The following is a 25,075-nucleotide window of genomic DNA, read 5'->3' as shown; positions in this document are numbered from 1 at the left end:
CTAACTCCTAACTCCTAACTCCTAACTCCTAACTCCTAACTCCTAACTCCTAACTCCTAACTCCTAACTCCTAACTCCTAACTCATAACTCATAACTCATAACTCCTAACTTTATTCTTAACTCATAACTCCTAACTCCTAACTTTATTCTTAACTCATAACTAAAAACTTTTATGACTGAACTGCTGCAAAAAGTACGAGTGATTGACCCTGTTTCTGAAATCGACGAACTCTTTGATGTGCTGATTGCTGATGGTTATATCCGAGAAGTGGCTTCGCACATTTCTGACATCAGTTCCGATACTCAAATCAGAGATTGTCAGGGATTAGTTCTCGGCCCTGGATTAGTCGATTTGTACAGCCACTCTGGCGAACCTGGCTTTGAAGAACGGGAAACCCTCTCGTCTTTCTTACAAGCTGCTGCTGCTGGTGGCTTTACTAGAGTTAGCATTTTACCCGATACATCCCCAGTTATTGATAACCCTGCACTTGTGGCACAGTTGCAGCAGAAGAGGGCAGAGGGGCAGAGGGGCAGAGGGGCAGAGGGGCAGAGGGGCCCAGAGGCAGAAAAGAGTTTGTCTCCCCTGCTCCCCTGCTCCCCTGCTCCCCTGCTCCATCTCTGGGGTGCTATCACCCTAGACGTTGCTGGGAAGCAGATGACGGAATTGGCAGATTTAGCGTCTGCTGGAGTTGTGGGTTTTACTGATGGTAAACCTTTAGAAAATTTGGCGCTGGTGCGGAGAGTGTTAGAGTATCTCCAGCCATTGGGTAAACCAGTCGCATTTTGGCCTAGCGATCGCCAGTTAACAGCAAATGGTGTAATGAGAGAAGGGACAGATGCTCTGCGTTTTGGTTTACCCCCAATCCCCGCCAGCGCTGAAACAACTGCGATCGCAGCTATGCTGGAATTGGTGGCAACCATCGGCACACCAGTCCATATCATGCGTGTCTCTACAGCTCGCAGCGTGGAATTAATCGCCTCAGCTAAAGCGGCTGGTTTACCCATCACCGCTAGCACCACCTGGATGCACCTTTTACTTGATACCAAAGCAGTTAAAAGTTATCACACCAGCTTGCATTTAGACCCGCCTTTAGGGACTCCTCGTGATATGGCGGCGTTGCGTGCAGGGGTACGTGCGGGTGTAATTGATGCGATCGCTATCGATCACACACCATACAGCTACGAAGAAAAAGTCCAAGCCTTTGCCGAAGCACCAGCTGGGGCAATTGGTTTAGAGCTAGCATTACCTTTGCTGTGGCAATATCTTGTTGAAACTGAGGAATTTACAGCTTTAGAATTATGGCGGGCATTGAGTACCAATCCAGCAGAGTGTTTAGGGCAAAAAGTAAGTGCAATTCTACCTCATCAACCAGCGGAACTTACTTTATTTGATCCCCAGAAAACCTGGAAAGTCGAACGTAAAAGTCTTTATACACTTTCCCAAAACACACCTTGGTTAGGACAACAGTTGAAGGGTCATGTTGTGCAAACTTGGTGTTGAAAAAGCGTACTTAAAACTATAACTAATCTTCTAAAAGATTAAGATAGGTTCCCCTTACTGCCTGAATTACTATTTTGTAAATTTATATTTTACTGTAGTTATATTTGTCAGCATCCCCTAGCAAGGCAAACTAACACTTACAATAGTTCCTTTCTCAGGAATGCTATCGATTGTAAATTCACCACCATATAATTTAACTATATGCTGAACAATAGCCAGTCCTAAGCCAGAGCCTTGTTGCTCCCATGACTTTCGATTAAATTGTACAAAAGCTCCAATTTTGTTAATCTCTTCAATTGCCATACCTTTGCCATTATCGATTACATATAAATTAAATTTATTACCTTCTCTCTTACTCATAACTTTTATTTCACTGCTTGGTAAAGAAAACTTAAAAGAATTCTCTAGTAATTCTTCAATCAGAATACTCAAATCTTCTTGTGGTAATTGTACTGTAGATTCTTGGATATCTAGCTTTAAATCTTTTTGTCTAGAGTTTTCTATAGCTTTTTTGAGAGCAACTTCACTAATAATTTTCTCAGCAAGACATCTACCTTTTATTTCTTTAATTTGACGAGTTTTTTCGGGACTTTTAGTTATTAATTCCAGATTGCTATACAATAAAAACCTTTGAACTAGTGCATTCAAGCGATTTGCAGATGTGTAAATTAATTCAGCAATTTCAACTTCTTCAGAGTCAGTCATGACGCCACAACTTTCTATTAACAATTGTGACATACCGAGAATACCATTTAAAGGCGTATTCAGTTCGTGAGGTAATGAGTGAGCAATATTCATTCTGAGTTCGTCTAGCTTTGCTTGAGTTTGGCGCTCAACCAAAGCGTGTTTATCAAGACGAGAAGCGATCGCATTGAGTAGTTCTTCAGGAGTAAATGGTTTAGTCAAATAATCATCAGCCCCAAAATCCATTCCCTGACGAAAATCTGAACGCTCTGCTTTAGCAGTAACAAATATTAAAGGAATATTGATAGTTGCTTCATTTTTACGTAAAGCAGACAGCACGCTATAGCCGTCTAATTCAGGCATCATAATGTCACAGATAATTAAATCTGGTAATTTTGCTTGAGCAATTTCTAATCCAATCTTACCGTTTGCAGCTATCAAAGTTTCAAAATCAGAAAGCTGTAAAATTTCTTGAATGTTTCCCCTGACTTGGGGTTCGTCTTCTATAATTAAAATTGTGTTCATTTATGATTAGTAAAGATAAAAGTATCAATTTTATATTATTGGTCTAGCAATTTCCGACCTAGTGAGATACGTTTCCACAGCTACTAACCTTGGTAAACAAGATTTGGGTGTACTTCAGTTGCTTAGGAAACGCTATATCCACACAAAGCTTATCTTGCTAAACAAGAAAAATTAATTGTCAATAATACCGTATAATCATATTCATGACCTAAGTAAAAACGCTGAAGTATTTCAATATATTTGTTGCGCAGATATACTATTTGCTATGGTTAAGCAAATTAAAATTTTGCAAAATTTTGGCATTTTCTGGGGTTAATAATGTTTGTAAATTCTTCATTTCATTCAACAACATCATTTCTCTTGCATACTCTTGTTGTAGGATACTCAAGTAGCGATCGCGCTCAACATCTGATTGAGCTTTTTTCAGCATATAGATTGCCATATTCATATTTGAAAGCGGATTCCCTAAATCTTGTAAAAGCTTTTGTAAAACCTCGTTGCATATTTCTGCTAGGTGTTGGCTCTCTTGCAGTTTTTGTGAATTTATCTCTATCTCCTGCTTCAACTTGGTATTTTTTTGATGTTCTTGTTCGTATTGTTGTTTGATTAAAGCTGGTTTTTCTACCCGATCTAATCTGACCTGAATTGCCTTCAAAAGTTCGTCCATAGAGAAAGGTTTTGTCAGGTAATCATCGGCTCCTAATTCCATACCTTGGCGTAAGTCACCACGGTCTACTTTTGCAGTCAGAAAAATGACTGGGATAGATTCAGTTACTGGGTCTTGGCGTAAGGCTGTCAGTACACCGTAACCGTCAAGTTCAGGCATCATAACGTCACAACAGATAAGGTCTGGTTGTTCTGTTTTAGCAAGTCGTAATCCTTCTAAACCATTATTTGCAGTAATAGTATTAAAATCGGAGAAACTTAAAATCTGTTGAATATTTGAACAGATTTGGGCTTCATCTTCAATTACTAATATCTTTTTGTTCATTGGCTTCTTCTAATAATGATTTTTACTAGGCAGTTTTGTGAGATATACAGACGCAGCAAATACAGTTCTTAGAACTGATTATTCAGCTTATCAACTTGGAAATTTACATTCAATTCCAAACAATCCCCCGCAGTTTATTGTTCCCTAAAATTATTTACTAATAACACATTAGATATTTTTCATTGAGGAACTCACCTATAATCAGTGGCAGTTCTACCCTAAAAGTCGTACCCACTCCGATCTGGCTAGTGAAAGTAATTCTTCCTTTATGAAGGTCTATACAGTTGTTGACTATTGCCAAACCTAATCCACTTCCTGGCGTATTACCAACATTACTCGCTCGGTAGAATGGTTCAAATAACTTCTGTTGATCCTCTGGTAAAATACCAATACCCTCATCTTGAATTAGAAAAACTGCGCTTTCATCTTGAACTAATAAATCAATTTGAATATTGCTACTATCTGGCGAGTATTTGACAGCGTTTGAAAGCAAATTGCTCAATATTTGTCGCAAAAGCTTCTTGTCTATACAAGCCATAAAGGGATCGTCTGTTGATGTATTACTCAAATACTGAGGAAAAAAGGTTAGGGTATGTTTGGGAGAACTGAGTTGAATTTCCTCTACCAAAGAACGACATAAGCTAATTAAATTAATGCAAGTTGGTTCAAATGCCAATTTTCCAGCTTCAGCCTTATTAATTAGCAAAATATCATCTAATAGTTGAGTAGTATGTTGCACATAAGTCTCAATGCACTGGAGATGTTTATGCTTTTGTTGTTCATCTAGTTTATGGCTAAAGCTTTTTAAGATTCCAGCAGAGGAAGCAATCACAGCTAAAGGAGTTCGGAACTCGTGGGAGGTCATAGAAATGAAACGAGATTTCAACTCACTGAGTTCTTTTTCTTTTACTAAAGCCTTACAAATATTTTCTTCAGCTTGTTTACGCTCGCGTATATCTTTAACTACACCAATCGTATAAATAGGTTTACCAAGCGGATCTCGAATTAGAGAACCCGTTAAATTTATCCAAATTACATCAGCATTTTTATGTAAATAGCGCTTCTCAATCGAGAATGTTTCTACCTTTCCTGATATTAATTTTTGTAACTGATTTAGATGGATTTGTATATCTTCTGGATGTGTGATATCTCTAAAGTTTTTCTTGAGGATTTCTTCTTGGCTATAGCCTAAAATTTCACACAACTTTTGATTAACTTTAACAAAATGTCCATCTAAAGTTTCTAGTTTAATTCCCACTGCTGCTTGATTAAAAATAGCTCTAAGTTCTGCCTCACTTTGTTGTAAGTCTAAAGTGCGTTGCCTAACCCTGACTTCTAAATCTTGATTGAGTTTTTGTAGAGCTTCTTGCGCTCGTTGTCTTTGCAGTTCAGCAGATGCTCTAGCTGCAAATACTTTGAGAATTCCTTCAAATTTATGTTGGTCAGGTATGGGTTTATCATCTACTATGCATAGTGAGCCAATTGGTTGACCAAAATCATCACTCAAAATAACTCCCATAGAACTTTCAGCTTCCATAGCAGCTAATCTTTTCGCATTAGGAAAAAGTTGCTGAATTATCGAACTACAGTGATAAACTCCTTGCTTGAGCAAAGTTTCACATATAGTTGATTTTGGGTCATAGCAAATATTGGGTTGTAACTGCCCATCAGACCAAAATCCTAAAGTATGAGCTTGCTCATCAATTAACTCACTTACTAAGGTGTTACGGACATCTAAAGTCGAAGAAATATGCTCAACTAATGCTGGGAAAAAATCACGTCCAGTCGTAGAAGCTGTACTTTCTATCAAACTTTGTAAGGCTGTTTCAGCTTGTTTGCGTTTTGTAATATCGATTCCGATGGCAACGGCGGCTGTGTTTTGTTGATATTTTTGAGCTACGAGCAAATAATTGCATATTTTACCATTAATTTGGACATCAATAACCTTAGAATCTGCTCTATCTTCCCTATCTAAAAACTCATGCATAAATTCTGTAAATTCCGGGCTGTTTTCCATAAAGCCCAATTCTTGACCAACAAAAGCATCGGGAGTCAAGTTAAAACTTTCAGCTAAATGGCGATTAACCCCTAAATAATATCCATCATCATTTACCCAAGAAACAAACCCAGGTACTGCATCTAAAACCGTTTGTAATTGCTCTTTTGCTTGTTGTAGATTTTTTTCTGCTCGTTTATATTCTGTAATGTCCTCGGAAATACACAACAGATATTCGGGTTGTTGGTTTTTATCATACAAAGGAATTTTAGTCGTATGTAAAATTCTTCTGCCAAAAGTAGGACTGTCAATAGGTTCTTCAGAAATATCTTGAGGTACGCCGCTAGCAAAACTTTCTAGGTCTTTTTGACACAAAAAGTCTGCTTGTTCCTTCGGGAGCAATTCGTAATTTGTTTTGCCAATAGCCTGCTCTGCTGTAATACCAAAAATATTTTCGCAGGTATGATTCCAGAGCTTGACTGTCCCAAAACTTTCTGGTTTGGCATCTTTAACAAAAACTGCTACAGGCAGATTATTGATCATCGACTGTAAAAAGTTGCGAGTCTGTTGGAGTTCCTCTTGTGCTTTTCGACTTTCAGTAATGTCATGAAATTTTCCAGATACTGAACTGGATACAAACAAATCATTTCTAATAATTATTGTTTGTAATAAATTTATTATTCAGAATTTAAATGAAAATGTAATCGAGGAAAAACAGGATTTTTTTTCTGATTAAATTGAGAGTATTTACTTGAATGGCTATTTGTAATTGCTGAACAAATACTGAGTTGCAACTCTAAATTGTCCGTAGGATAGAGGAGATTTTATAGAAGAAGGCTACAGAACAAGCCAATAAAATCGATAATGTAAAACTTTAAAACAATCTAGCTGATGATAAAAATCACTACAAAACAGAGGTTTGAGCGTTATTCTGGCGGCTATTAATGGATGAATTTTGAAGACTGCAAATTTACTGAAGCTCTGAGGAGGTGTTTAGGTAAAATTGCGAATTCCACTCGTTTATAACACCTAGTCGTAAAGCGATTAAAGTGCAAAAATTTTCAGGTATTTGAGCAAGACATCGTGCTGATGGGCAATATAAAAATATCTCAGGTATTTTGCCTGTTCTATATTCTTCTTGTCCAAGTGTGATTCGGTTTACATCAAGCTATTAACACGGTGATATCGAGCTATAATTTTTTTGAAACGCGATCGCGTTTGTATTTTTAACTTATGAGTCATCCTTCTTGCCTCACAATCCTGCTGATTGATGATTGCGCTGAAGATCGGGAAGCATATCGTCGCTTTTTGGAGCAAGACAGCCTGTATACCTACCGCTTTTTGGAATTTGAGACGGGAATGCCAGCACTGAAATGGTGTCAACAGGAGACACCAGATGTCATTTTGCTGAATTTTTTGTTACTCGATGGCGATGGGCTGAAGTTTATTCAACAGTTTCGGGAATGCCATAATACCCAAACTGCTGTGATTATGCTGACAGAACAAGGGGATAAAATTACTGCTGTCCGTGGCATGAAAAGTGGTGTAGAAGATTATCTCGTTAAAAAGAAACTTACACCTGAAGTTCTTCAAGGTGCAATTCATCATGCCATTGAACGGATGGATTTGGCTCGACAGTTAGAACAAAGTCGGGAACAACAACAACTAATTGCTGCGATCGCCTTACGGATTCGTCAGTCTCTGAAACTAGAAGAGATTCTGCGTACTATAGCAACAGAAGTACGGCAGTTTTTGAAAGTAGACCGAGTACTTGTTTTTCAATTTCAGCCGGATATGAGCGGCACAATTAAGGCGGAGTCAGTGCTTCCAGGTTGGACTGTGGCTTTGGGACAGCAGATTTTGGACACCTGTTTTCAACAGGGAGCCGGAAGTGACTATCGCCAAGGAAAAAAACGAGCAATTGACGATATTCATCAGGCTGGTTTAACAAATTGTCATTTGCAGCTTCTAGAACAATTTGAAGTCAAAGCTAATCTGGTAGTACCCATTTTGGTCAAAGAGCAATTATGGGGATTATTAATTGCTCACCAATGTAGTGCGCCTCGTCATTGGCAATCAGTAGAACTAGATTTGTTGGATCAATTAGCGGTGCAAATAGCGATCGCCATTCAACAGGGAAGTGCATATCAGCAATTACAGGCAGAACTAGCAGAACGCCAACGGACAGAAGCAGCCCTAAAAGCTAGCAAAGAGAAACTCAAACTGACCCTGAATTTTACTGGTATTGGCTATTGGGAGTGGAACCCAATCACCCATCAAATATTTGCTAGCGAGAATGCAATTCGCTGTTTTGGTTCCGATCTGAGTGATGTGAACTGGACTTATGAAAAGTGGCTCAATCAATTACATCCAGAGGATCGAGAATGGGTTGAGTCGGAACTGAGGCAAGCGATCGCCACCCAAACCGATTATGCTGTGGAATATCGAGTTGTCTGGCAAGATGGCAGTATTCACTGGGTATCGGCAAAAGGACGGGGAGTTTACGACGCAACCGGACAATTGCTGCGAATGCTGGGAGTGCTAATAGATATCACAGAACGCAAGCTCTCAGAGGAAGAGCGGCGGCGTGCCCAGATGCTGCAAATTGAATTACGTCTTCTGGAGCAAATTCTCGAAGTAGTCCTAGCAGGTTACTGGGACTGGGATATTCCTGGCAATCAGGAGTACTTGAGCTTAACCTTCAAGCAGATGTTCGGCTATGAAGATCGTGAGTTGCCAAATACACCAGAGAGCTGGCAACGCCTGATTTTTCCAGAGGATTTACCAGGTGTTCTGCAACTTTTTGAGCAACACGTCCAAAGTCGCGGACAAATCCCCTTTTACAATGAGGTGAGATATCGACATAAGGATGGTTCTACCGTTTGGGTGATTTGTTCCGGTCGGGTCATTGCCTGGGATCGAGACGGCAATCCTCTGCGGATGATTGGTTGCCATATTAACATTACACAGCGCAAACAGGCAGAAGCTCAATTATTAGCGATCGCTAATTTGCAACAAGCTATTTTAGATGGTACTGACTATGCCATTATTTTTAATAACTCAAATGGCATCCAAATTTTCAATGCAGCTGCTCAGAAAATGTTAGGCTACACAGCACATGAGGTTGTTCAGCAAATAAATCCAACTACATTTCACGACCCAGAGGAACTCAAACAACGAGCAGCAGAACTCTCGTTAGAATTTGGTAGGGAAATTGCACCCGGTAGGGATTTTTTTACTATCGTCACTCAAGACGGAAGCACCTATGAAAACGAATGGACTTACATTCGCAAAGATGGCTCTCGTTTCCCTGTATTTCTGTCAGTAAAAATTCTCCAGGATCTAGAAGGACAGAATATCGGATTTTTGAGTATTGCCAAAGATATTACCCAGCAAAAACAAGTAGAGACAGCCCTTCGAGACAGCGAACTCCGTTATGCAAATTTGGCAGAAGCGGCTCCTGTAGCTATTTTCCGACTGGATGGCTTTGGTAACTGCATCTATGCTAACGATCGCTGGAGTGAGATGACTGGTAGACCAACACAGGCAGCATTGGGGATGGGTTGGTTACAGGCTTTGCACCCAGAAGACGCCGAGCGTTTGGGAAGGGAATGGTCTCTAAAATTTGAGCAAGAACGTGTTAATCCAAGGGAATTCTATCAGAGTGAGGGCAGACATCTACGCCCAGATGGCAGCATCAACTGGTTCTATGTCCAAGTGCTACCCGAAATCAACACTAACGACACTATTATCGGCTACATTGGCACATTGACAGATATTAGCGAACGCAAACAAGTAGAAGAACAGCTGCATCATCTCTCCGAACGGCTAACCATAGCAATCAGCTCTGGAGGATTTGGTATTTGGGAATATGATTTCGTCCAAGCAAGGCAGATTTGGGACGATCGTATGTACGAACTGTATGGAGTGAATAAAACTGATTTTAACGGTTCTTTTGATGCTTGGTTTAACTGCCTATACCCGGAAGATCGCCCCTATCTGCTGGAAACTATGGAGCAAGTTATACAAGGAAATCAAGAATATAATGTCGAGTTCCGCATCGTTCAACCAAGTAGAGAAATTCGTTATCTTAAAGGCTACGGCATTCTCAAGCGTGACCAGCAGGGTGAACCTGTACGGATGATTGGGGTTAACTATGATATTAGCGAACGGCAAGCCGCGCTACTCGAACGCAAACAAGCCGAACAAGAACTCATCCACAATCGGGATTTACGAGAAGCAATTTTTAACGAATCTGCTGATGCCATCTTTCTGGTCGATCCGCAAACCCTGCTCACTCTAGATTGCAATCGGCGGGCAGTGGAACTGTTTGAGGCGGTTGACAAAGCTGAATTAGTCAGTATCAATGGTCAGACACTCCAACTGCGTCCATTCACTGCCAGCGAAACAGATGCGATCGTCAGAGATATGCAGTCAAAAGGTGTCTGGAGCCTAGAGATTGAATATATTACTCTTCAGGGTAAAATTTTCTGGGGAAACATTGCAGCCAAGCCAATTACTGTAGCCGGACGCACCATGAATCTAGTACGGATCGCTGATATCAGCGAACGGAAAGAGGCACAAGAGGCATTGGCGAAATATGCCCATGAGGTCGAAGATTTATACAATAATGCTCCCTGTGGCTATCATTCCCTCGACAGCGAAGGCCGATTGCTCAAGGTCAACGAGACTGAACTGCAATGGTTGGGTTATACCCGTGAGGAAATGATTGGCCAACCTGTGCTGAATTTTTTCACCCAAGCCAGTCGCTTGTCCTTCGCACAAAACTATCCTCGCTTCAAAAAGCAGGGTTCGGTGAAGGATTTGGAATTTGACATGGTTTGTAAAGATGGCACAGTTTTCCCCATGCTGGTAAGTGCTACTGCTGTCAAGGATGCTAAGGGTGACTATCTATACAGCCGCACCACCCTATTTGATATCCGCGAACGCAAACAGACCGCGCAAGAACTAGAAGAATCACGTAAAATGCTGCAAACGGTACTAGATACATTTCCGCAACGTGTTTTTTGGAAAGACCGCCAATCGAGGTTTATCGGCTGCAATCCAGCATTTATCCACCATTCTCAACTGACAGCCGATGAAATTATCGGCAAGACCGACTTTGAATTACCTTGGGCAAAGTTGGCACACCTCTACTGTGCAGACGATATGATGGTGATGAACACTCGAACACCTAAACTAGGCTATGAGGAACCATTTGAAGGGGCTAATGGCGAACAACTCTGGCTGCGAACTAATAAGGTTCCCCTAACTAATAGCGCAGGAGAGGTGATTGGCATACTGGTATCTCACGAAGATATCACAGAACGCAAACAAGCCGAAGCACAATTGCGGCAAACGAATGAGCAGCTTGCTAACGCCAATATGGAACTTGCCCGCGCCACTCGCCTCAAAGATGAATTTCTCGCAAACATGAGCCATGAACTGCGAACACCTCTCAATGCGATTTTGGGTATGTCAGAGGGCTTACAAGAAAGTGTGTTTGGCTCCATTAATGAAAGACAAGCAAAAGCGATCGCCACTATTGAGCGCAGTGGCAGACATTTACTAGAACTAATCAACGACATTCTAGACTTGTCTAAAATCGAATCTGGCAAACTGGAACTGCAACTAAGTGATGTTTCTGTTAGGAGCCTGTGTGATACCAGCCTTGCCTTTGTCAAACAGATGGCTTTGAAAAAAAGTATTCGTCTTAGTACTCATATTTCTGACAATATTGACAGCATCCAAGTAGACGATCGCCGCCTGCGTCAGGTACTCATCAACCTGCTAAGTAACGCTGTCAAATTTACGCCAGAACGGGGATGTGTAACGCTAGAAGTCCGGCTGGAGGGGGCAGGGGAGCAAGGGAGCAGAGGAGCAGAGGAGCAGAGGGGCAGAGGAGCAGGGGGAGCAGGGGAAGTAAATTCTGCCTTGTCTTCCTCATCTTCCCCAGATATTTGCTTCCGTATCACTGACACTGGCATCGGTATCGCCCCTGAAGAAATTGGCAAGCTGTTTCAGTCTTTTATCCAACTTGACAGCAGCCTCAATCGCCAATACAGTGGCACCGGTCTAGGTTTGGCACTGGTACAAAAGATTATTACCCTACATGGAGGAACCGTCTTAGTTAGCAGTGAAGTTGGAAAGGGAAGTTGTTTTACCGTCCGCATTCCCTACCATAGCAGCGACAATCTTCTAAGAACGCAGGTAACTACTTCATTACCCAGCTATCCCTTACTTGTTGAAAATGCTCAAGTTTTGATTATCGAAGATTCTGTGGCGGCAGCCGATCAGATTACTCGTTACTTCAGCGAGATGGGAATGCAATCTACCATTTATCCCCAGGGAGAAGGAGCCGTAGAAGAAGTGCTGCGAGTTCAACCTGCTCTAATCATTCTCGATCTGCAACTACCGAACCTATCGGGTTGGGAGGTGCTAAATCAACTCAAGACCAACCCAAAAACCAAAGATATTCCAACGATCATCATTTCAGTCGTGGATGAACACAGCAAAGGACTGGCTCAGGGAGCGTTTGAATATCTGGTCAAACCCATTACCCGCGCTCAACTTCAGGCAACTATAGAGAAACTACAATATCCTGCCCGTTCAGACTCACCAAATCTAATTGTAGTGCCAGAAGTCTTTCTAGAGAATCCTTTGATTTTGCTGGCAGAAGATCATCAACCAAATATTGATACGATGTCTGCCTATCTTGAAAGTCGAGGGTATCATCTGATTTTGGCAAATAATGGACAACAAGCTATCGATCTTGTGAGAGTTCAACGCCCCGACTTAATTGTGATGGACATTCAAATGCCGGGAATGGATGGGTTGGAAGCAATCCGCCACATCCGTAACGAACCACAATTTGTGCATATTCCCATAATTGCACTAACGGCATTAGCTATGCCCGGCGATCGCGAAACTTGTTTAGCAGCTGGAGCTAACGAATATTTGACCAAACCCGTAAAACTTAAACAGCTTGTAACCACAATTCAACAATTTTTAGAAAGGTAGCGGAAATTCTCGATGGATAGTCAACCCTCTATTTTAGCGATCGATGATGAACCCGATAACTTTGATGTTATTGAAACCTTGCTGGATGGTGAAAACTACCAGTTATACTACGCTCCTAGTGGTCAACAAGCTCTAAACCGCCTCGATAGTTTTCAGCCCGATCTGATTTTATTAGATGTGATGATGCCCGATCTTGATGGGATGGAAGTCTGCCGACGCATCAAAGCCGATCCACAATGGCAAGCAGTGCCGATTATTATGGTGACAGCATTAACCGATAAAGAAGATTTGGCTCGATGTCTGGCGACGGGTGCAGATGATTTCATTAGTAAACCCGTTAATGGTGTGGAATTACGAGCCAGAGTTCATTCCATGTTAAGGATTAAGCAGCAGTACGACAGTATGCAAGTATTGCTCAAACTGCGAGAAGACATGGTAAACATGATTGTGCACGATCTGCGAAATCCACTTACCAGTATTGTTTTAGGCGCAGAGATTCTGCGGTTGTCAAGTTTGTCACCTGAACAACAGCAAGGCAAAATCGAGCAAATTTTAGTTGCTGGACAACAACTGCAATCGTTGATCGATAGCTTGCTGATCATGGCAAAGCTGGAATCTGGAAAAATGCTTCTAAACTACACAGAAGTAGACCTTTGTGCGCTGTGTATGTCAGCATTGGCAGATATTGAGGCGATCGCAAATCAAAAGAACCTGACTCTGATACGCGAACTACCCGAACCTGGTGGCATTGTTGCAGTAGATGCAGTTATCTTTCGTCGAGTACTGGATAATTTGCTCTCCAATGCCATTAAGTTCTCCCCGTCCAAGTCTCAAGTTACCCTACGGGGAGAGTATTTAGCAGCAGGTGGTGTAAAAGTGCAAGTCGCTGATTCTGGTTCTGGAGTAAGTCTGGAGTTACGACAAATCATTTTTGATAAGTATGAAATTGGAACTCCGATACCAGAAGTTTCGCAAATTGGTTTAGGATTGGCTTTCTGCAAAATGGCGATCGACGCACATTCTGGTACAATTACCGTCGAAGATAATTATCCAAATGGTAGTATCTTCACTGTACTACTCAAAAATGAATAATTAACTCTCAAGTTACTGCATTTAAGAATTATAGTATGCTCTTTCTGCTAATGTGACATCTAGCATGAATGGATTGTCATTACCTTTTTGAACAATTTATAAATGGGGAAGTCCTTTAAGTAATTATGTTTGCACACCAAATTCTTCTGGATCAATTCCCCAATTTACCCAGCAAATTGCTTCACGCGCTGAGTTTATATTTGGTGGAACTCGCAAGGCATGAATAAACCCTGTACTAGGGCAAGTCATTTTTAATAAATAAATTGGTTCGATATCCACATTGTTATCAATTTTTAATAATGTATATTCATGCCAATTATCTAATTCAATAGCTTGCAATTCTTCGCAAATTCTTGCGTAACCGATACCCTCAATTAATACTCGGCGTAGTTCGGCGTTTTTCTCTGATAAAAGCCATTCAGCTTGCCATTGTTGTGGGTAAATTTTACCGTATTTTTCAGGTAAGGTTACGCCGTGGTAGGAATATAGGCTATATCCATCGGTAAATTCAATGGCGGGTTCGCCTTCAGCGTGGAGGCGATTTTGATTGTCGAAGCGCAGGTGAAGGGGGCGATCGCAGACAATACAAATATTTTTACCTGCGAAAATCCAGCCGCACTCTTTGACTACTGACTCAAAGGAATTCCATTTCACTGGATCGTATACACAATCCAAAACCGAAATACAAAAATCATTTAAACTTGCACCGCAAGCTAATATTTCATAGTGAATGCAGTCATCCTTGGCATTTTCCACTTCAAGTTGTAGTTGACTTTCCAATTGTCTGTCTAATTCGCTCCACAATTCCCAGCAATGGTTACAATTATTTATACTAATCTCTAGTTTTGTTTTTAATTCAAACCTCAGTAGAAAATCAAGTTCGTCATCAATTTGTTTATATAATTCATCCTCTAGGTCGTTACATACGTTTGCAGGCGGTAGTTCATAAATACCTAATTCCCCCCACAGATCGAAACCATCCCAATCGCTACCAAGTTCTTGTGATAATTTGCTTAAAGTAATTATCAAAGCAGCATTCGGGCTATCATAAAAAACTATCTCAGGTTCTTCCATACCAATCAAAACATAAGTAGCTTTGACCGCTTCCGCCGCTTTTTCACGATCAATTCGCTCAGTTGAAAGCGCGATCGCTCTCCACTTTTCCCGATAAACTGGAATCAAAGCCTCTTGCTCAGGCGTTAACTTTTCAATCAGCGACATAACGCCAACCTTCAGGCTCGTATTCTCGCTGAATTTTCACCATCCAGTCACCTTGGGGAATAGAAATAGCTTTATGCTCCTCATGGGCAAGCAATGCCGACTCTGAAAACACACGCAAGTAGAGTGTGCTATCTTTCTCGTATAATTCGGCGTTTCCATCAGTAATGCGATGCTTATGCCCTGTAACTTCGCCTTCTGCCAAAGTTAAATGAGGTATTTTTTGTCCTTCAACCTGCTGCACAGGTAGTAAGATAACATCACCCTGACGAATTGGTTTCATGGTTTTGCTTTCCTGACATGGGTACAAATCCCACTTCGCTTTTGCTCTCAAGTTTGATTTAATTTTGGCACAAGCTTTATGAGAGTGGGGCATTGGGTATGGAGAAGAGACAAGGTAGAGACTTGTTAAATAATTCCCCCTTGTCCCCTTGTCCCCCCATTCCCCATTCCCGATTCCCCAATTAAAGAATATTTTGAAAACTGTAGTCGCCAATTATGCGTTAGATAAGTTAAAGATTGAAATAGCTGGAAATTCAGACCCAGCCTACCCTCATTTATCCTCTGGGACAGACTGGGCATTAAGTTCAGCGGATTTTCTCCCAAGCAGGCAGTTTATGTGAGGATTAAATCACTGCTCTAAGCGTGACCATTTATCTTGACAATTTGCAAAAATTACCTCAATTTGACTGTTTAGCTTACTAGCTCTTCTTTTTATTGAAATTTCCATGTCAACTCTCGTCATCGTCGAATCTCCAACCAAAGCTCGTACCATTCGCAACTACCTGCCAGCAGGCTATCGGGTGGAGGCGTCTATGGGTCATGTGCGTGACCTACCCCAGTCGGCTAGTGAAATTCCTGCTGCCGTCAAAGGGGAATCATGGGCGCAGCTAGGGGTAAATGTGGACGCCGACTTTGAACCGGTATATGTTGTCCCAAAAGACAAAAAGAAAATTGTCACCCAGCTCAAAGATGCCCTCAAAGATGTAGATGAACTGATTCTGGCAACGGACGAAGACCGGGAAGGTGAAAGCATTAGTTGGCATTTATACCAATTGCTGAAGCCGAAAGTTCCGACTAAGCGGATGGTGTTTCACGAAATTACCCAAGAGGCGATCAAAAAAGCTCTGAAAAACTGCCGCAATATTGATGAGCAGTTGGTTCGCGCCCAAGAAACGCGGCGGATTTTAGATCGACTAGTGGGCTATACCCTGTCTCCATTGCTGTGGAAAAAAATCGCCTGGGGATTATCTGCTGGGCGAGTGCAATCTGTAGCCGTGCGGCTTTTAGTCACTAGGGAACGCCAACGCCGCGCTTTCCATGAGGGTACATACTGGGATTTGAAAGCTAGTTTGTCAAAGGAAAAAACCCCCTTTGCAGCCCAACTGGTAACATTAGCAGGAACCAAAATCGCTAACGGCAGCGATTTTGACGCAACGACCGGAGAAATTACCGCAGGTCGCAATGTCTTGTTGCTCAACGAAGAACAAGCGGTAGCCCTCAAGGAACGCCTAACTGGGAAAACCTGGAATGTTAACGACATCGAAGAACGCCCTGTGACGCGCAAACCGTCGCCACCGTTCACCACCTCGACGTTGCAACAAGAATCTAACCGGAAACTGCGTCTCTCAGCCCGTGACACAATGCGGGTTGCCCAGAATTTGTACGAGCAAGGGTATATTACCTATATGCGGACAGATTCGGTGCATTTGTCAGATCAAGCGATCGCAGCTGCTCGGAGTTCTGTAGAAAAGCTCTACGGTCAACAATACCTCAGTCCCCAACCCCGGCAATACACCACCAAATCCAAAGGCGCACAAGAGGCGCACGAAGCAATTCGTCCAGCCGGTAGCACCTTCCGCACCCCTCAAGAAACTGCTTTGGGCGGTCGAGAACTTGCTATCTACGATTTAATTTGGAAGCGTACTGTCGCTTGTCAAATGGCTGATTCCCGGCAAACTCAAATTACTGTGCAATTGCAAGTCGAGGATGCTGGATTCCGTTCTTCTGGCAAACGGATTGAATTTCCCGGATACTTACGTGCCTACGTGGAAGGTTCAGACGACCCAGAAGCAGCACTGGAAGACCAGGAAGTAATTTTGCCGAATCTGAAAGTGGGCGATCGTCCAAATTGTACAGAGCTAGAAGCTGTTGGGCACGAAACCCAACCGCCAGCTAGGTACACCGAAGCTTCTTTGGTGAAAACATTAGAAAGCGAAGGTATCGGTCGTCCCAGTACCTACGCCAGCATCATTGGCACAATCATCGACAAGGGTTATGCCCATTTGGTGACTAATGCTCTCATTCCCACCTTTACCGCTTTCGCCGTCACCGACTTGCTGGAAAAACATTTCCCAGACATTGTTGACCCCAGTTTCACCTCAAAGATGGAGCAAACCCTTGATGACATTGCCACAGGTGAAGCGAAATGGCTGCCATACTTGCAGCAATTCTATCTGGGAGATAAAGGGCTAGAAACCCTGGTAAAAGAACGGGAAAGTCAAATTGATGCCACCAAAGCGAGGACTGTAGAACTTGAGAATCTAGATGCCAAAGTCCGCATTGGTAAATATGGCCCTTATATTGAAGTCGAAAATGGTGAAGGAGTTATCACCGCCTCAATTCCCAAAGACCTAACGCCAGCTGACCTCGACCCCAAACAGGTAGAAGTATTGCTGCGGCAAAAAATCACCGGCCCTGACCAGGTAGGCCGCCATCCCGAAACTGGCGAACCAATTTATGTAAAAATTGGTGCTTACGGGCCTTATGTGCAATTGGGTGACAAAACTGACGAAAACCCCAAACCGAAACAAGCCTCCCTACTCAAAGGTGTCACCCCAGAAACCGTTACCCTGGAAATGGCTGTTGGTCTGTTGGCACTACCCCGGACATTAGGAGTTCATCCAGTTACTGGCGGCAAAATCCAAGCAAGTTTGGGACGCTTTGGCCCTTATGTGGTTCACGACCAGGGTAAGGAAGGAAAAGACTACCGCTCGCTGAAAGCTGCTGATAATGTATTGACAATTAGCCTAGAACGTGCATTGGAATTGTTATCCGAACCAAAAAAGGGGCGCAGTTCCAGCAACAGCAAGTCTAAGGCAGCCTTACGCGAATTGGGTACGCATCCAGAGGATGGGGAAACAATTAACATCTACGATGGCCCCTATGGCCCTTACATCAAGCATGGCAAAACTAATGTAAGTATCCCAGAAGGTCAAACGGTAGAAGATGTAACCCTGGCGGCGGCGCTGAGTTTGTTGGCAGCTAAGACATCGACCGGAAAATCGACTCGGAAAACGAGTAAATCAACGACTTCCAAATCTAAGTCAACAGCTAAATCCTCAACGACCGCTGCAAAGAAAAAGGGTACAGAAGGCTAGTGACAAGCCAAACAATTTTGGATTTTAGATTTACCCTAGCGTTAGCGACGTTCGCGCAGCGTCTCGCCGAGAAGGAGCGTCTTTGAGATTTATTTCGCTCATAACGCGCGAGGCATGAATCTCAAAATTCTCTTAATCCAAAATCTAAAATCTAAAATTCCTACTCAATAGTCTATCTAAAGTCCGATTTTTAACTCTTGACCCTTGATATCCATCCTTGATAGGATACAGTTCAGTAGGTTCAAGTGTGATACTCTAAAAAGTAAGGGAAAACACAACGCTAAATTTTAGAAGTGGCTTATGTCCCAAATGCGGGATTGTGTATCAGCCCGATTGGAAGCCAGAGGTGCGAAAGTATGTTTTTTTCTGCGTACCTGTTAATCAAAAATTGAGGTAGTATCTCAGGAGCGGTCAGTTCATGGACTATATAGAAAAGGTGCTGGAAAAGCTTAAGGAATTAGCTCGTAGGCTAATTGAAAGCCTATTAGGGCCAGAGGCTGAACCGGAACCGGAACTGATTCCGATTCCTGTGAACGATCGCTCGCGCCGTCGCCACTAACCCCGCAGTGGTAAACCCGACGTTGCAACCCTTAAGTATTCTGGCACTGCATGGGCCAAACTTAAATTTACTAGGACAGCGAGAACCAGGAATTTATGGTTCTTTGACCCTAGCTGAAATTAACCGCCTGTTAGAAGAAGAAGCATTCAAATTACAGGCGAAAGTTTTTCCTTTACAGTCAAATCATGAAGGAATTTTGGTAGATACTATTCATGGTGCGTTAGGGCAACATCAGGGAATTCTGATTAATGCCGGAGCGTATACCCATACAAGTGTGGCATTGCGAGATGCGATCGCTGCTGTTAATTTGCCCACCGTGGAAGTACATCTAAGTAACATTTACCGCCGGGAAGAATTTCGCCATCATTCTTATATCGCCCCAGTTGCGATCGGGCAAATAAGTGGTTTTGGCGTTCAAAGTTACTTATTGGGCTTACAAGCTTTGATAGATCATTTAAGAGTTAGGAGTTAGGAGTTAGAAGTTAGGAATTGGTAGTTGGTAGTAAAGTTAGGAATTAGTAATATTTCATTAACTCCTCACTTTTAACTACATAATTTATGCGTTACTCTCCTATAAGTCGGTTTAAAGGAACTTTACTCGGAGCATTACTGGGGGGAAGTTTAGCTCCTGGTGGTAAAGTACAGTTTGAGAGTTCCCTAGATTTAGGCAGAATGGCGGTTCTGGGTATCCAGAGTTTGATTGCGTTGGGTAGATTAGATTTAGATGATTGGATAGAGCGTCAGCAAGAAGAATCTCCTCATTTAGTAGCAACTGATGACATTTCGATAAAAACAATTATTGCCACATTACCAGTAGCACTTTTTTTTCACGAAAATCCAATTAAGCTCCGACAAAACTTGCTACGTGTACTGAAAATCTGGGAGAACGATCCAGTTGTCAGGGATGGAACACTAGCAGTAGGATATGCGATCGCTCTTGCCCTTACTGAAAAACTTGACCCTCTAACTCTTATCCCCCAAACAATTTCTTTTATCGGAGAAACACCGACATCAATACCAAAAAAATTATTAAGAGTCCAGAATTTATTAGAGCAAGGAGCCGGATTATCAACGACGCAAGCTGAGTTTGCTAAGGAAGAAAAACTCAGTAACATCATTGCTATGGCATTTTACTGCTTTTTGAGTACCTTGGAAGACTTTCGCCTGACACTTTTACAGGCTACTCACAATGACAATCCTCAAGTGCAAGATGCTACGCTTCTAAGCTCACAGGCTATAGGTGCAATTACTGGTGCTTTATCGGGAGCATATAACGGTACAGGCGGAATTCCCGTTAATTGGCAAGTCTTGCTCTTGCAGAGCAATTCTCCAGTATGGGGACTAACTAGCTTTTCCCAAATGTTAGAATTGACCGATGCATTTGTGGGGGTGTGGTCAGGAGTGTATAATCTTACCTTAAACCCAAAAGAGTTAACAGAGGAAGAATGTGAGGTGGCTCCGCTTTCAGTTTACGCAGCTCCTCGCGTTATTCGGTCGCGTTAATCTTAAATTAACCAGATAAGGGGTTAAAGGTAGGCAAACTTCCGCCAAAGTGTATTAGTCTCATATACTAGAATTTTTCAGTAAACCCTTGGACTGATTCTGTAGCTAGCTATTGTGGCAAATCAGCAATAAAAAAGCCCCCGCCACCGACTTGCAGCCGCAGCAGATCGAACTTTCCTGATGATTGTCTTTTTTTGAACTATCAAAGTTGGCAATTACAGGCAGAGATAATGAAAATGCATAAATTTTTGCAGTTCTTGAACCAGCAATTGACTCACTGGCGGCGACAGTACACAACACTACGCCGTAAGGGAAAGTTAATGAGAAGTCCTAAAGGTAAAACCCATAGAAGGGAACTTTTAAGGACTATGCTCAAGAATTTATTCCTGTTTTTATCAAAAACCAATGAGAAAAACGAACGCCGAAAACAAGAAAGAGCGCTAAGGTCAAAGGCAAAATCGGTTAAAACTAAGAGTAGTATTTATACAGTTGGTTTAGATTGGGCATATAAACAGCGTTACTCGGTGATTTTAGCGATCGCTGTAGTGTCCCTCACAGGTATTATTGGGCATAAATTATACAATCAGACTCAACTCCAAGTAGGACATCCTGCGCCCCAAACGATTACAGCGCCTTACACAGCTAGCATCGAAGATCAGAAAAAAACCGAAGCCGAGCGCAAAGCCGTCAGCACAAGCTCCTTACAGGTGTTGATGCTTGATGCGCGAATCAACGAAAAAATCAACGAAAATTTGCAACAACTTCTAGATGATGGCAACGAAATTCGCGCTGTTGCTGGAGCTTTTCCTTTTTTTGATCCTGTAGTTTTATCCATCTCTACCCAACGTTACCTCCGCTCTTGTTCTGAGTCGGAATGGCAAGCACTGCTATTGGCTGTAGAAAATAGTAAAAATCAGCAGCAGAAGGGAATTGGACAAAACACCGCTTCATCCCGTCCATCATTCATAGCTGCACCCAATCAGAAACGCCAGCCGCGCATCACATCTAAATCTGATTCCCAGAGTCTAGAAAAGACAGAGCCAGTAGATTTTTCTCAAAACACTGATTTTACTCAAGCTGTAGCAGAACTAGAATCTTACCGCCTCACAACTTCTGAGAAAAGCTTGTCCTTAGTGATTGCCGAAATTTCCCAAACCCGTCAAAGATATATCCAAGCCACTGCCAAACTTTTAAAGTTAGAGACTGTTAGCCGCGAAGCAGTATATGAAGAATCTCTACTTTTGGATTTATCAGATGTGGAATGGGAAAAAACCCAAATGGGAATCCATCAAAGTATAGAGCGGATTCTCACGCAAGGCATCCCACAGGGACTGCCAAAAAATATCTTGCAAGATGCGGTGAGTTTACAATTACAGACTTTTGTACCAGAATCCGCTGAAACTTTGGCAAAAAATCTGTTGTTAGCTGTACTCAAGCCGAATCTGCAACAAGATGAAGAACAAACCAGACAAAATGCTCAAAAGGCGGCGGCTGGTGTGCCACCCGTGATGGTGAAGGTACGGTATGGTGAGGTGATTGTTAAAAAAGGAGCGCAGATTACTGCATGGAACTTTGAGGTGCTGGAGCATTATCGCCTGATTCGCCGGGAGGTAAAGTGGCAGGAGTTGGTGAAGTTAGGAGGCGTGATTGCGATCGCTATTGGCATTTTTGTCTGGGTAGAACGCCATATTGATTACGAATTGCGACAACGCGATCGCCTATTGGTGTTATTGCTAACTCTGAGTGTGCCAGGAGTAATCGTCATCGGATTGCCCTATACCACCTGGAGCGCCCTTGGTTTATTGTTGGGAAGCTTTTATGGGCCCACTTTGGGGTTGACAGTTGTCGGCCTGCTGTGGCCGATATTAGGCATTAGTTTGGATATGAGCAAGGCTGCGCTTTTAGCTGGTGTTGGGGGAGGAATATTAGGTAGTTACATTGCCCAACGATTGCGATCGCGTGAAGAGTTGGCTTTATTAGGCGTTGCGATCGCCTTAACTCAAGGCGGCATTTACCTTTTTGTTAAAATCTTAATTGGTCAAATATTTGGTTCAACCTGGTATATTGTCTTCCAAGAAGCGGGATTATTTGCTTTATCCGGCTTAGGCTGGAGTGTTGTCGCCTTGGGTTTAAGTCCTTATCTAGAAAAAGTTTTTGATTTAGTTACCCCAATTCGCCTAGCAGAACTGGCGAACCCTAACCGCCCCCTATTAAAACGACTTGCTACTGAAACTCCTGGAACTTTTCAACATACGCTGCTTGTGGCTACTCTTGCTGAAGCTGCTGCCAAAGAATTAGGATGCAATGTTGAACTAGTCAGGGCTGGAACATTATATCACGATATTGGCAAAATGCACGACCCTCTTGGCTTTATTGAAAATCAAATGGGGGGGCCAAATAAACACGATACAGAGATTAAAGATCCTTGGAAGAGTGCAGAAATTATCAAAAAGCACGTAACTGAAGGGTTAGTAATGGCGCGTAAACACCTTTTACCTACGGCGATTCAAGCTTTTATTCCAGAGCATCAGGGAACGATGCTGATTGCTTATTTCCATCACCAAGCCCAGCAAATGGCTCAGTCAGATCCAAGTTTAACTGTAGACGACGCAGACTTTCGCTACGATGGGCCAATTCCCCAATCACGGGAAACCGGAATTGTCATGTTAGCAGATTCTTGCGAAGCGGCGCTGCGATCGCTGCAAGCATCAGCTAAATCTGTGGGAGAGAAGCGATCGGTTAAAGATGTCTCCACTGAACAAGCTTTAGCAATGCTGAATAATATTCTACGTGCTAAGTGGCAAGACAATCAACTCGTTGATTCAGGACTAAAACGGGAAGAGATGTCACAAATTGCCCAGATATTTGTGGATGTTTGGCAGCAATTTCATCACAAACGGATTGCTTATCCAAAATTGAAGGCTAGTAGTGCTGTGCGGAATTTGTAATCTTGCTAAGGATGCGAACACTCCCATTAAAAAGTCCCTCCATAACTATATAGAGGGGCTTTTTAACTACTTTCAATTTAAAAGCACAGATAATAATTAATTTAAATTGCATTGAATACTATTGCTACAATATTCAATTTAATTGTCACTATTCTCCTGAATTAAATATACAAAAACTATTTAAAATATCAAATCAAGAAAATTTTTATGATTATCAAATTATACAAACATTATCCAGTTAATATTTCAATCAGCTGTCTTTCCAATTGATCGGTTGTTGCCTGTGCAACTCGAAGACGTTCAATTGCTAGTGCAAGTACTTGATCGGTCGGAATATTCAATTTATTTCCAATAGACTCAATTAAGCTATAAGTTTCTTCATCTAACATCACATGAGGGTCACTTGATTCGTTACTGGTGTTATAAAATACACTAACAGTCATAATAACCCCCTCGTTATGTTCTATAGAGATACCCTTAAAAGGGACTAAAAACGTCCTATTATTATTCTAACGAGTTATACGGATATTTGGCGGCTAATTAAAAATTATTTCTAAAGATAGTCCTCTTTATTTATTATGACGGAAGAAAAAAGGCTTGAATTTTTATAACCATTGATGCCTGGAGTCTGATAGTTAGTATAATTTTCATTGATTTTATGTTTAAGGTTACGTAAAAAATATTTTCCTTCTAGATAGGAAAAACCTTATCTAGCAGGGTTTACAATTTGTTGTGAAGAAATAAAATCATGCTCAAAAATAAATGTATAAAGTGCGACTTAAGTATATAAAGATTTGGTTAAGATTCATCAAAAAGAATATAAGCATTTTGTGAACGTATTGAAAGAATTCTCTTTAGGGGTTATTATAGGGATAATAAAGAGGTACACTATTGTACCAAGTATATATACTACTGTGCAACTTCTGGGTGACACTTTTATATCTTCTCCACTCTCATAGTCATAATTTAGCTTTTTACTGCTTATGGCACTCACGCTTTAGATGACGAGAGTTAATTTAACTACGGTATGGGCAGTGAACAACTGCTCAGTTATGGTGTGTCTACCTATATCCTTGCATGGCTTTGTAAGAAGGAGATTGTAACGATGTCAGCACGTAAATTTCGAGTTAATTTGAGTGAGAAAGATTCAGAGTATCTGAAAGAAATTGCCCAAAAAATGAACACATCGGAGTCTGAAGTGATCCGAAAAGGGTTAAAACTGATTGCACTTTATGCTGAAGATGAGGAAAATTCACTCATACTCAAAAATGAAAAAAGTGGCGATCAAACATTAGTAATTTTGTAATTGCTAATGGAAAACACTCCTAAAACAAGTGATTCTTTAAATAATCTCATTCCCCAGTTTGGCGAAACAACAACAAATATTAGTCCTGCTGATAAACGTCAAAATTTCAATACTTATCTAGCAGGTACTTTAGCTTTGATGTTGTGGGGTACTTTGATAGGAGTAATATTTTGGCACGCTTTGGCAATAAATTACATATCGAAGAGTCTTTGGGGAACAAATTCTTCAATTGAGGAGGTTCAAAAGAAATCTGAAACATCATCAGCTTTAATCAATGATACTGCCAAAACTTTATACCCGGATTTCTCACAAAGCTTGAAGAAACAGGGGTCAAAAACTGCCAAAATGTAT

General features: G+C 41.8%; 16 protein-coding genes. 10 read left to right on the top strand and 6 right to left on the bottom strand.

The features are described from left to right. The first annotated feature begins 173 nt into the window (after window positions 1-173). Window positions 174-1,502, top strand: coding sequence for a dihydroorotase (locus ACM0OX_RS29890; RefSeq protein ID WP_414518645.1), 1,329 nt, complete (start codon window positions 174-176; stop codon window positions 1,500-1,502). 117 nt (window positions 1,503-1,619) lie between these two features. On the opposite strand, the gene ACM0OX_RS29885 is transcribed toward ACM0OX_RS29890, so the two are convergent. From ACM0OX_RS29885 to ACM0OX_RS29875, 3 genes are all read right to left on the bottom strand, one after another. Next, a complete protein-coding gene (locus ACM0OX_RS29885; protein ID WP_414518644.1) occupies window positions 1,620-2,711 on the bottom strand; it encodes a response regulator in 1,092 nt (363 codons plus the stop codon). Between the two features lie 256 nt (window positions 2,712-2,967). Continuing rightward, window positions 2,968-3,702 carry a response regulator transcription factor gene (locus ACM0OX_RS29880; protein ID WP_414518643.1) on the bottom strand — a complete coding sequence of 245 codons (735 nt, stop codon included), beginning with the start codon at window positions 3,700-3,702 and terminating at the stop codon, window positions 2,968-2,970. 157 nt (window positions 3,703-3,859) lie between these two features. After that, window positions 3,860-6,340 carry a PAS domain S-box protein gene (locus ACM0OX_RS29875; protein WP_414518642.1) on the bottom strand — a complete coding sequence of 827 codons (2,481 nt, stop codon included), beginning with the start codon at window positions 6,338-6,340 and terminating at the stop codon, window positions 3,860-3,862. Between the two features lie 591 nt (window positions 6,341-6,931). Between ACM0OX_RS29875 and ACM0OX_RS29870 the strand changes: the two genes are divergently transcribed. Continuing rightward, window positions 6,932-12,718: a PAS domain S-box protein gene (locus ACM0OX_RS29870; RefSeq protein ID WP_414518641.1), complete on the top strand. Its 5,787-nt coding sequence runs from the start codon at window positions 6,932-6,934 to the stop codon at window positions 12,716-12,718. 12 nt (window positions 12,719-12,730) lie between these two features. Continuing rightward, window positions 12,731-13,810, top strand: coding sequence for a response regulator (locus ACM0OX_RS29865; RefSeq protein WP_414518640.1), 1,080 nt, complete (start codon window positions 12,731-12,733; stop codon window positions 13,808-13,810). 123 nt (window positions 13,811-13,933) lie between these two features. On the opposite strand, the gene ACM0OX_RS29860 is transcribed toward ACM0OX_RS29865, so the two are convergent. Beyond that, window positions 13,934-15,031 carry a DUF6745 domain-containing protein gene (locus ACM0OX_RS29860; protein WP_414518639.1) on the bottom strand — a complete coding sequence of 366 codons (1,098 nt, stop codon included), beginning with the start codon at window positions 15,029-15,031 and terminating at the stop codon, window positions 13,934-13,936. Continuing rightward, window positions 15,018-15,311, bottom strand: a complete 294-nt coding sequence (locus ACM0OX_RS29855) for a hypothetical protein (protein ID WP_334844281.1) — start codon at window positions 15,309-15,311, stop codon at window positions 15,018-15,020. Before ACM0OX_RS29855 ends, ACM0OX_RS29860 begins: the two co-directional genes overlap by 14 nt. Window positions 15,312-15,756: 445 nt before the next feature. On the opposite strand from ACM0OX_RS29855, the gene topA reads away from it, so the two are divergent. From topA to ACM0OX_RS29830, 5 genes are all read left to right on the top strand, one after another. Beyond that, window positions 15,757-18,408, top strand: a complete 2,652-nt coding sequence (topA, locus tag ACM0OX_RS29850) for a type I DNA topoisomerase (protein ID WP_414518638.1) — start codon at window positions 15,757-15,759, stop codon at window positions 18,406-18,408. A gap of 418 nt (window positions 18,409-18,826) precedes the next feature. Further along, complete coding sequence (locus ACM0OX_RS29845) at window positions 18,827-18,967, top strand: hypothetical protein (protein WP_012410890.1); 141 nt, start codon at window positions 18,827-18,829, stop codon at window positions 18,965-18,967. 22 nt (window positions 18,968-18,989) lie between these two features. Continuing rightward, window positions 18,990-19,439: a type II 3-dehydroquinate dehydratase gene (aroQ, locus tag ACM0OX_RS29840; RefSeq protein ID WP_414518646.1), complete on the top strand. Its 450-nt coding sequence runs from the start codon at window positions 18,990-18,992 to the stop codon at window positions 19,437-19,439. Between the two features lie 86 nt (window positions 19,440-19,525). Next, complete coding sequence (locus ACM0OX_RS29835; RefSeq protein ID WP_414518637.1) at window positions 19,526-20,470, top strand: ADP-ribosylglycohydrolase family protein; 945 nt, start codon at window positions 19,526-19,528, stop codon at window positions 20,468-20,470. Between the two features lie 230 nt (window positions 20,471-20,700). Continuing rightward, window positions 20,701-23,418, top strand: a complete 2,718-nt coding sequence (locus ACM0OX_RS29830; RefSeq protein WP_414518636.1) for an HD family phosphohydrolase — start codon at window positions 20,701-20,703, stop codon at window positions 23,416-23,418. Window positions 23,419-23,648: 230 nt separating this feature from the next. Here the strand turns inward: ACM0OX_RS29830 and ACM0OX_RS29825 are convergent, their stop codons facing one another. Then, window positions 23,649-23,861, bottom strand: a complete 213-nt coding sequence (locus tag ACM0OX_RS29825; RefSeq protein ID WP_414518635.1) for a hypothetical protein — start codon at window positions 23,859-23,861, stop codon at window positions 23,649-23,651. Window positions 23,862-24,523: 662 nt separating this feature from the next. On the opposite strand from ACM0OX_RS29825, the gene ACM0OX_RS29820 reads away from it, so the two are divergent. Together ACM0OX_RS29820 and ACM0OX_RS29815 are read left to right on the top strand one after the other, a co-directional pair. Then, window positions 24,524-24,724 (top strand): hypothetical protein, encoded by a 201-nt coding sequence (locus ACM0OX_RS29820; protein WP_251956150.1) that lies wholly within the window; start codon window positions 24,524-24,526, stop codon window positions 24,722-24,724. Between the two features lie 6 nt (window positions 24,725-24,730). After that, the coding region (locus ACM0OX_RS29815) for a hypothetical protein (protein WP_414518634.1) at window positions 24,731-25,075 on the top strand (345 nt) is incomplete at its 3' end.

It is taken from the genome of Nostoc sp. PCC 9305, assembly GCF_963920915.1.
In the GTDB taxonomy this organism is placed as follows: Bacteria; Cyanobacteriota; Cyanobacteriia; order Cyanobacteriales; family Nostocaceae; genus Nostoc.
Note: the sequence above shows the minus strand (reverse complement) of the source record. Positions and strands in the feature narration are given on the sequence as shown.

Bases quoted from the DNA above. Each gene is read 5' to 3' on its own strand.
- ACM0OX_RS29825 (WP_414518635.1), bottom strand. From the start codon at position 23,861: ATGACTGTTAGTGTATTTTATAACACCAGTAACGAATCAAGTGACCCT.
- ACM0OX_RS29830 (WP_414518636.1), top strand. From the start codon at position 20,701: ATGAAAATGCATAAATTTTTGCAGTTCTTGAACCAGCAATTGACTCAC.
- topA (WP_414518638.1), top strand. From the start codon at position 15,757: ATGTCAACTCTCGTCATCGTCGAATCTCCAACCAAAGCTCGTACCATT.
- ACM0OX_RS29890 (WP_414518645.1), top strand. From the start codon at position 174: ATGACTGAACTGCTGCAAAAAGTACGAGTGATTGACCCTGTTTCTGAA.
- ACM0OX_RS29880 (WP_414518643.1), bottom strand. From the start codon at position 3,702: ATGAACAAAAAGATATTAGTAATTGAAGATGAAGCCCAAATCTGTTCA.
- ACM0OX_RS29855 (WP_334844281.1), bottom strand. From the start codon at position 15,311: ATGAAACCAATTCGTCAGGGTGATGTTATCTTACTACCTGTGCAGCAG.
- ACM0OX_RS29820 (WP_251956150.1), top strand. From the start codon at position 24,524: ATGTCAGCACGTAAATTTCGAGTTAATTTGAGTGAGAAAGATTCAGAG.
- ACM0OX_RS29870 (WP_414518641.1), top strand. From the start codon at position 6,932: ATGAGTCATCCTTCTTGCCTCACAATCCTGCTGATTGATGATTGCGCT.
- ACM0OX_RS29845 (WP_012410890.1), top strand. From the start codon at position 18,827: ATGGACTATATAGAAAAGGTGCTGGAAAAGCTTAAGGAATTAGCTCGT.
- ACM0OX_RS29885 (WP_414518644.1), bottom strand. From the start codon at position 2,711: ATGAACACAATTTTAATTATAGAAGACGAACCCCAAGTCAGGGGAAAC.
- ACM0OX_RS29860 (WP_414518639.1), bottom strand. From the start codon at position 15,031: ATGTCGCTGATTGAAAAGTTAACGCCTGAGCAAGAGGCTTTGATTCCA.
- ACM0OX_RS29865 (WP_414518640.1), top strand. From the start codon at position 12,731: ATGGATAGTCAACCCTCTATTTTAGCGATCGATGATGAACCCGATAAC.
- ACM0OX_RS29835 (WP_414518637.1), top strand. From the start codon at position 19,526: ATGCGTTACTCTCCTATAAGTCGGTTTAAAGGAACTTTACTCGGAGCA.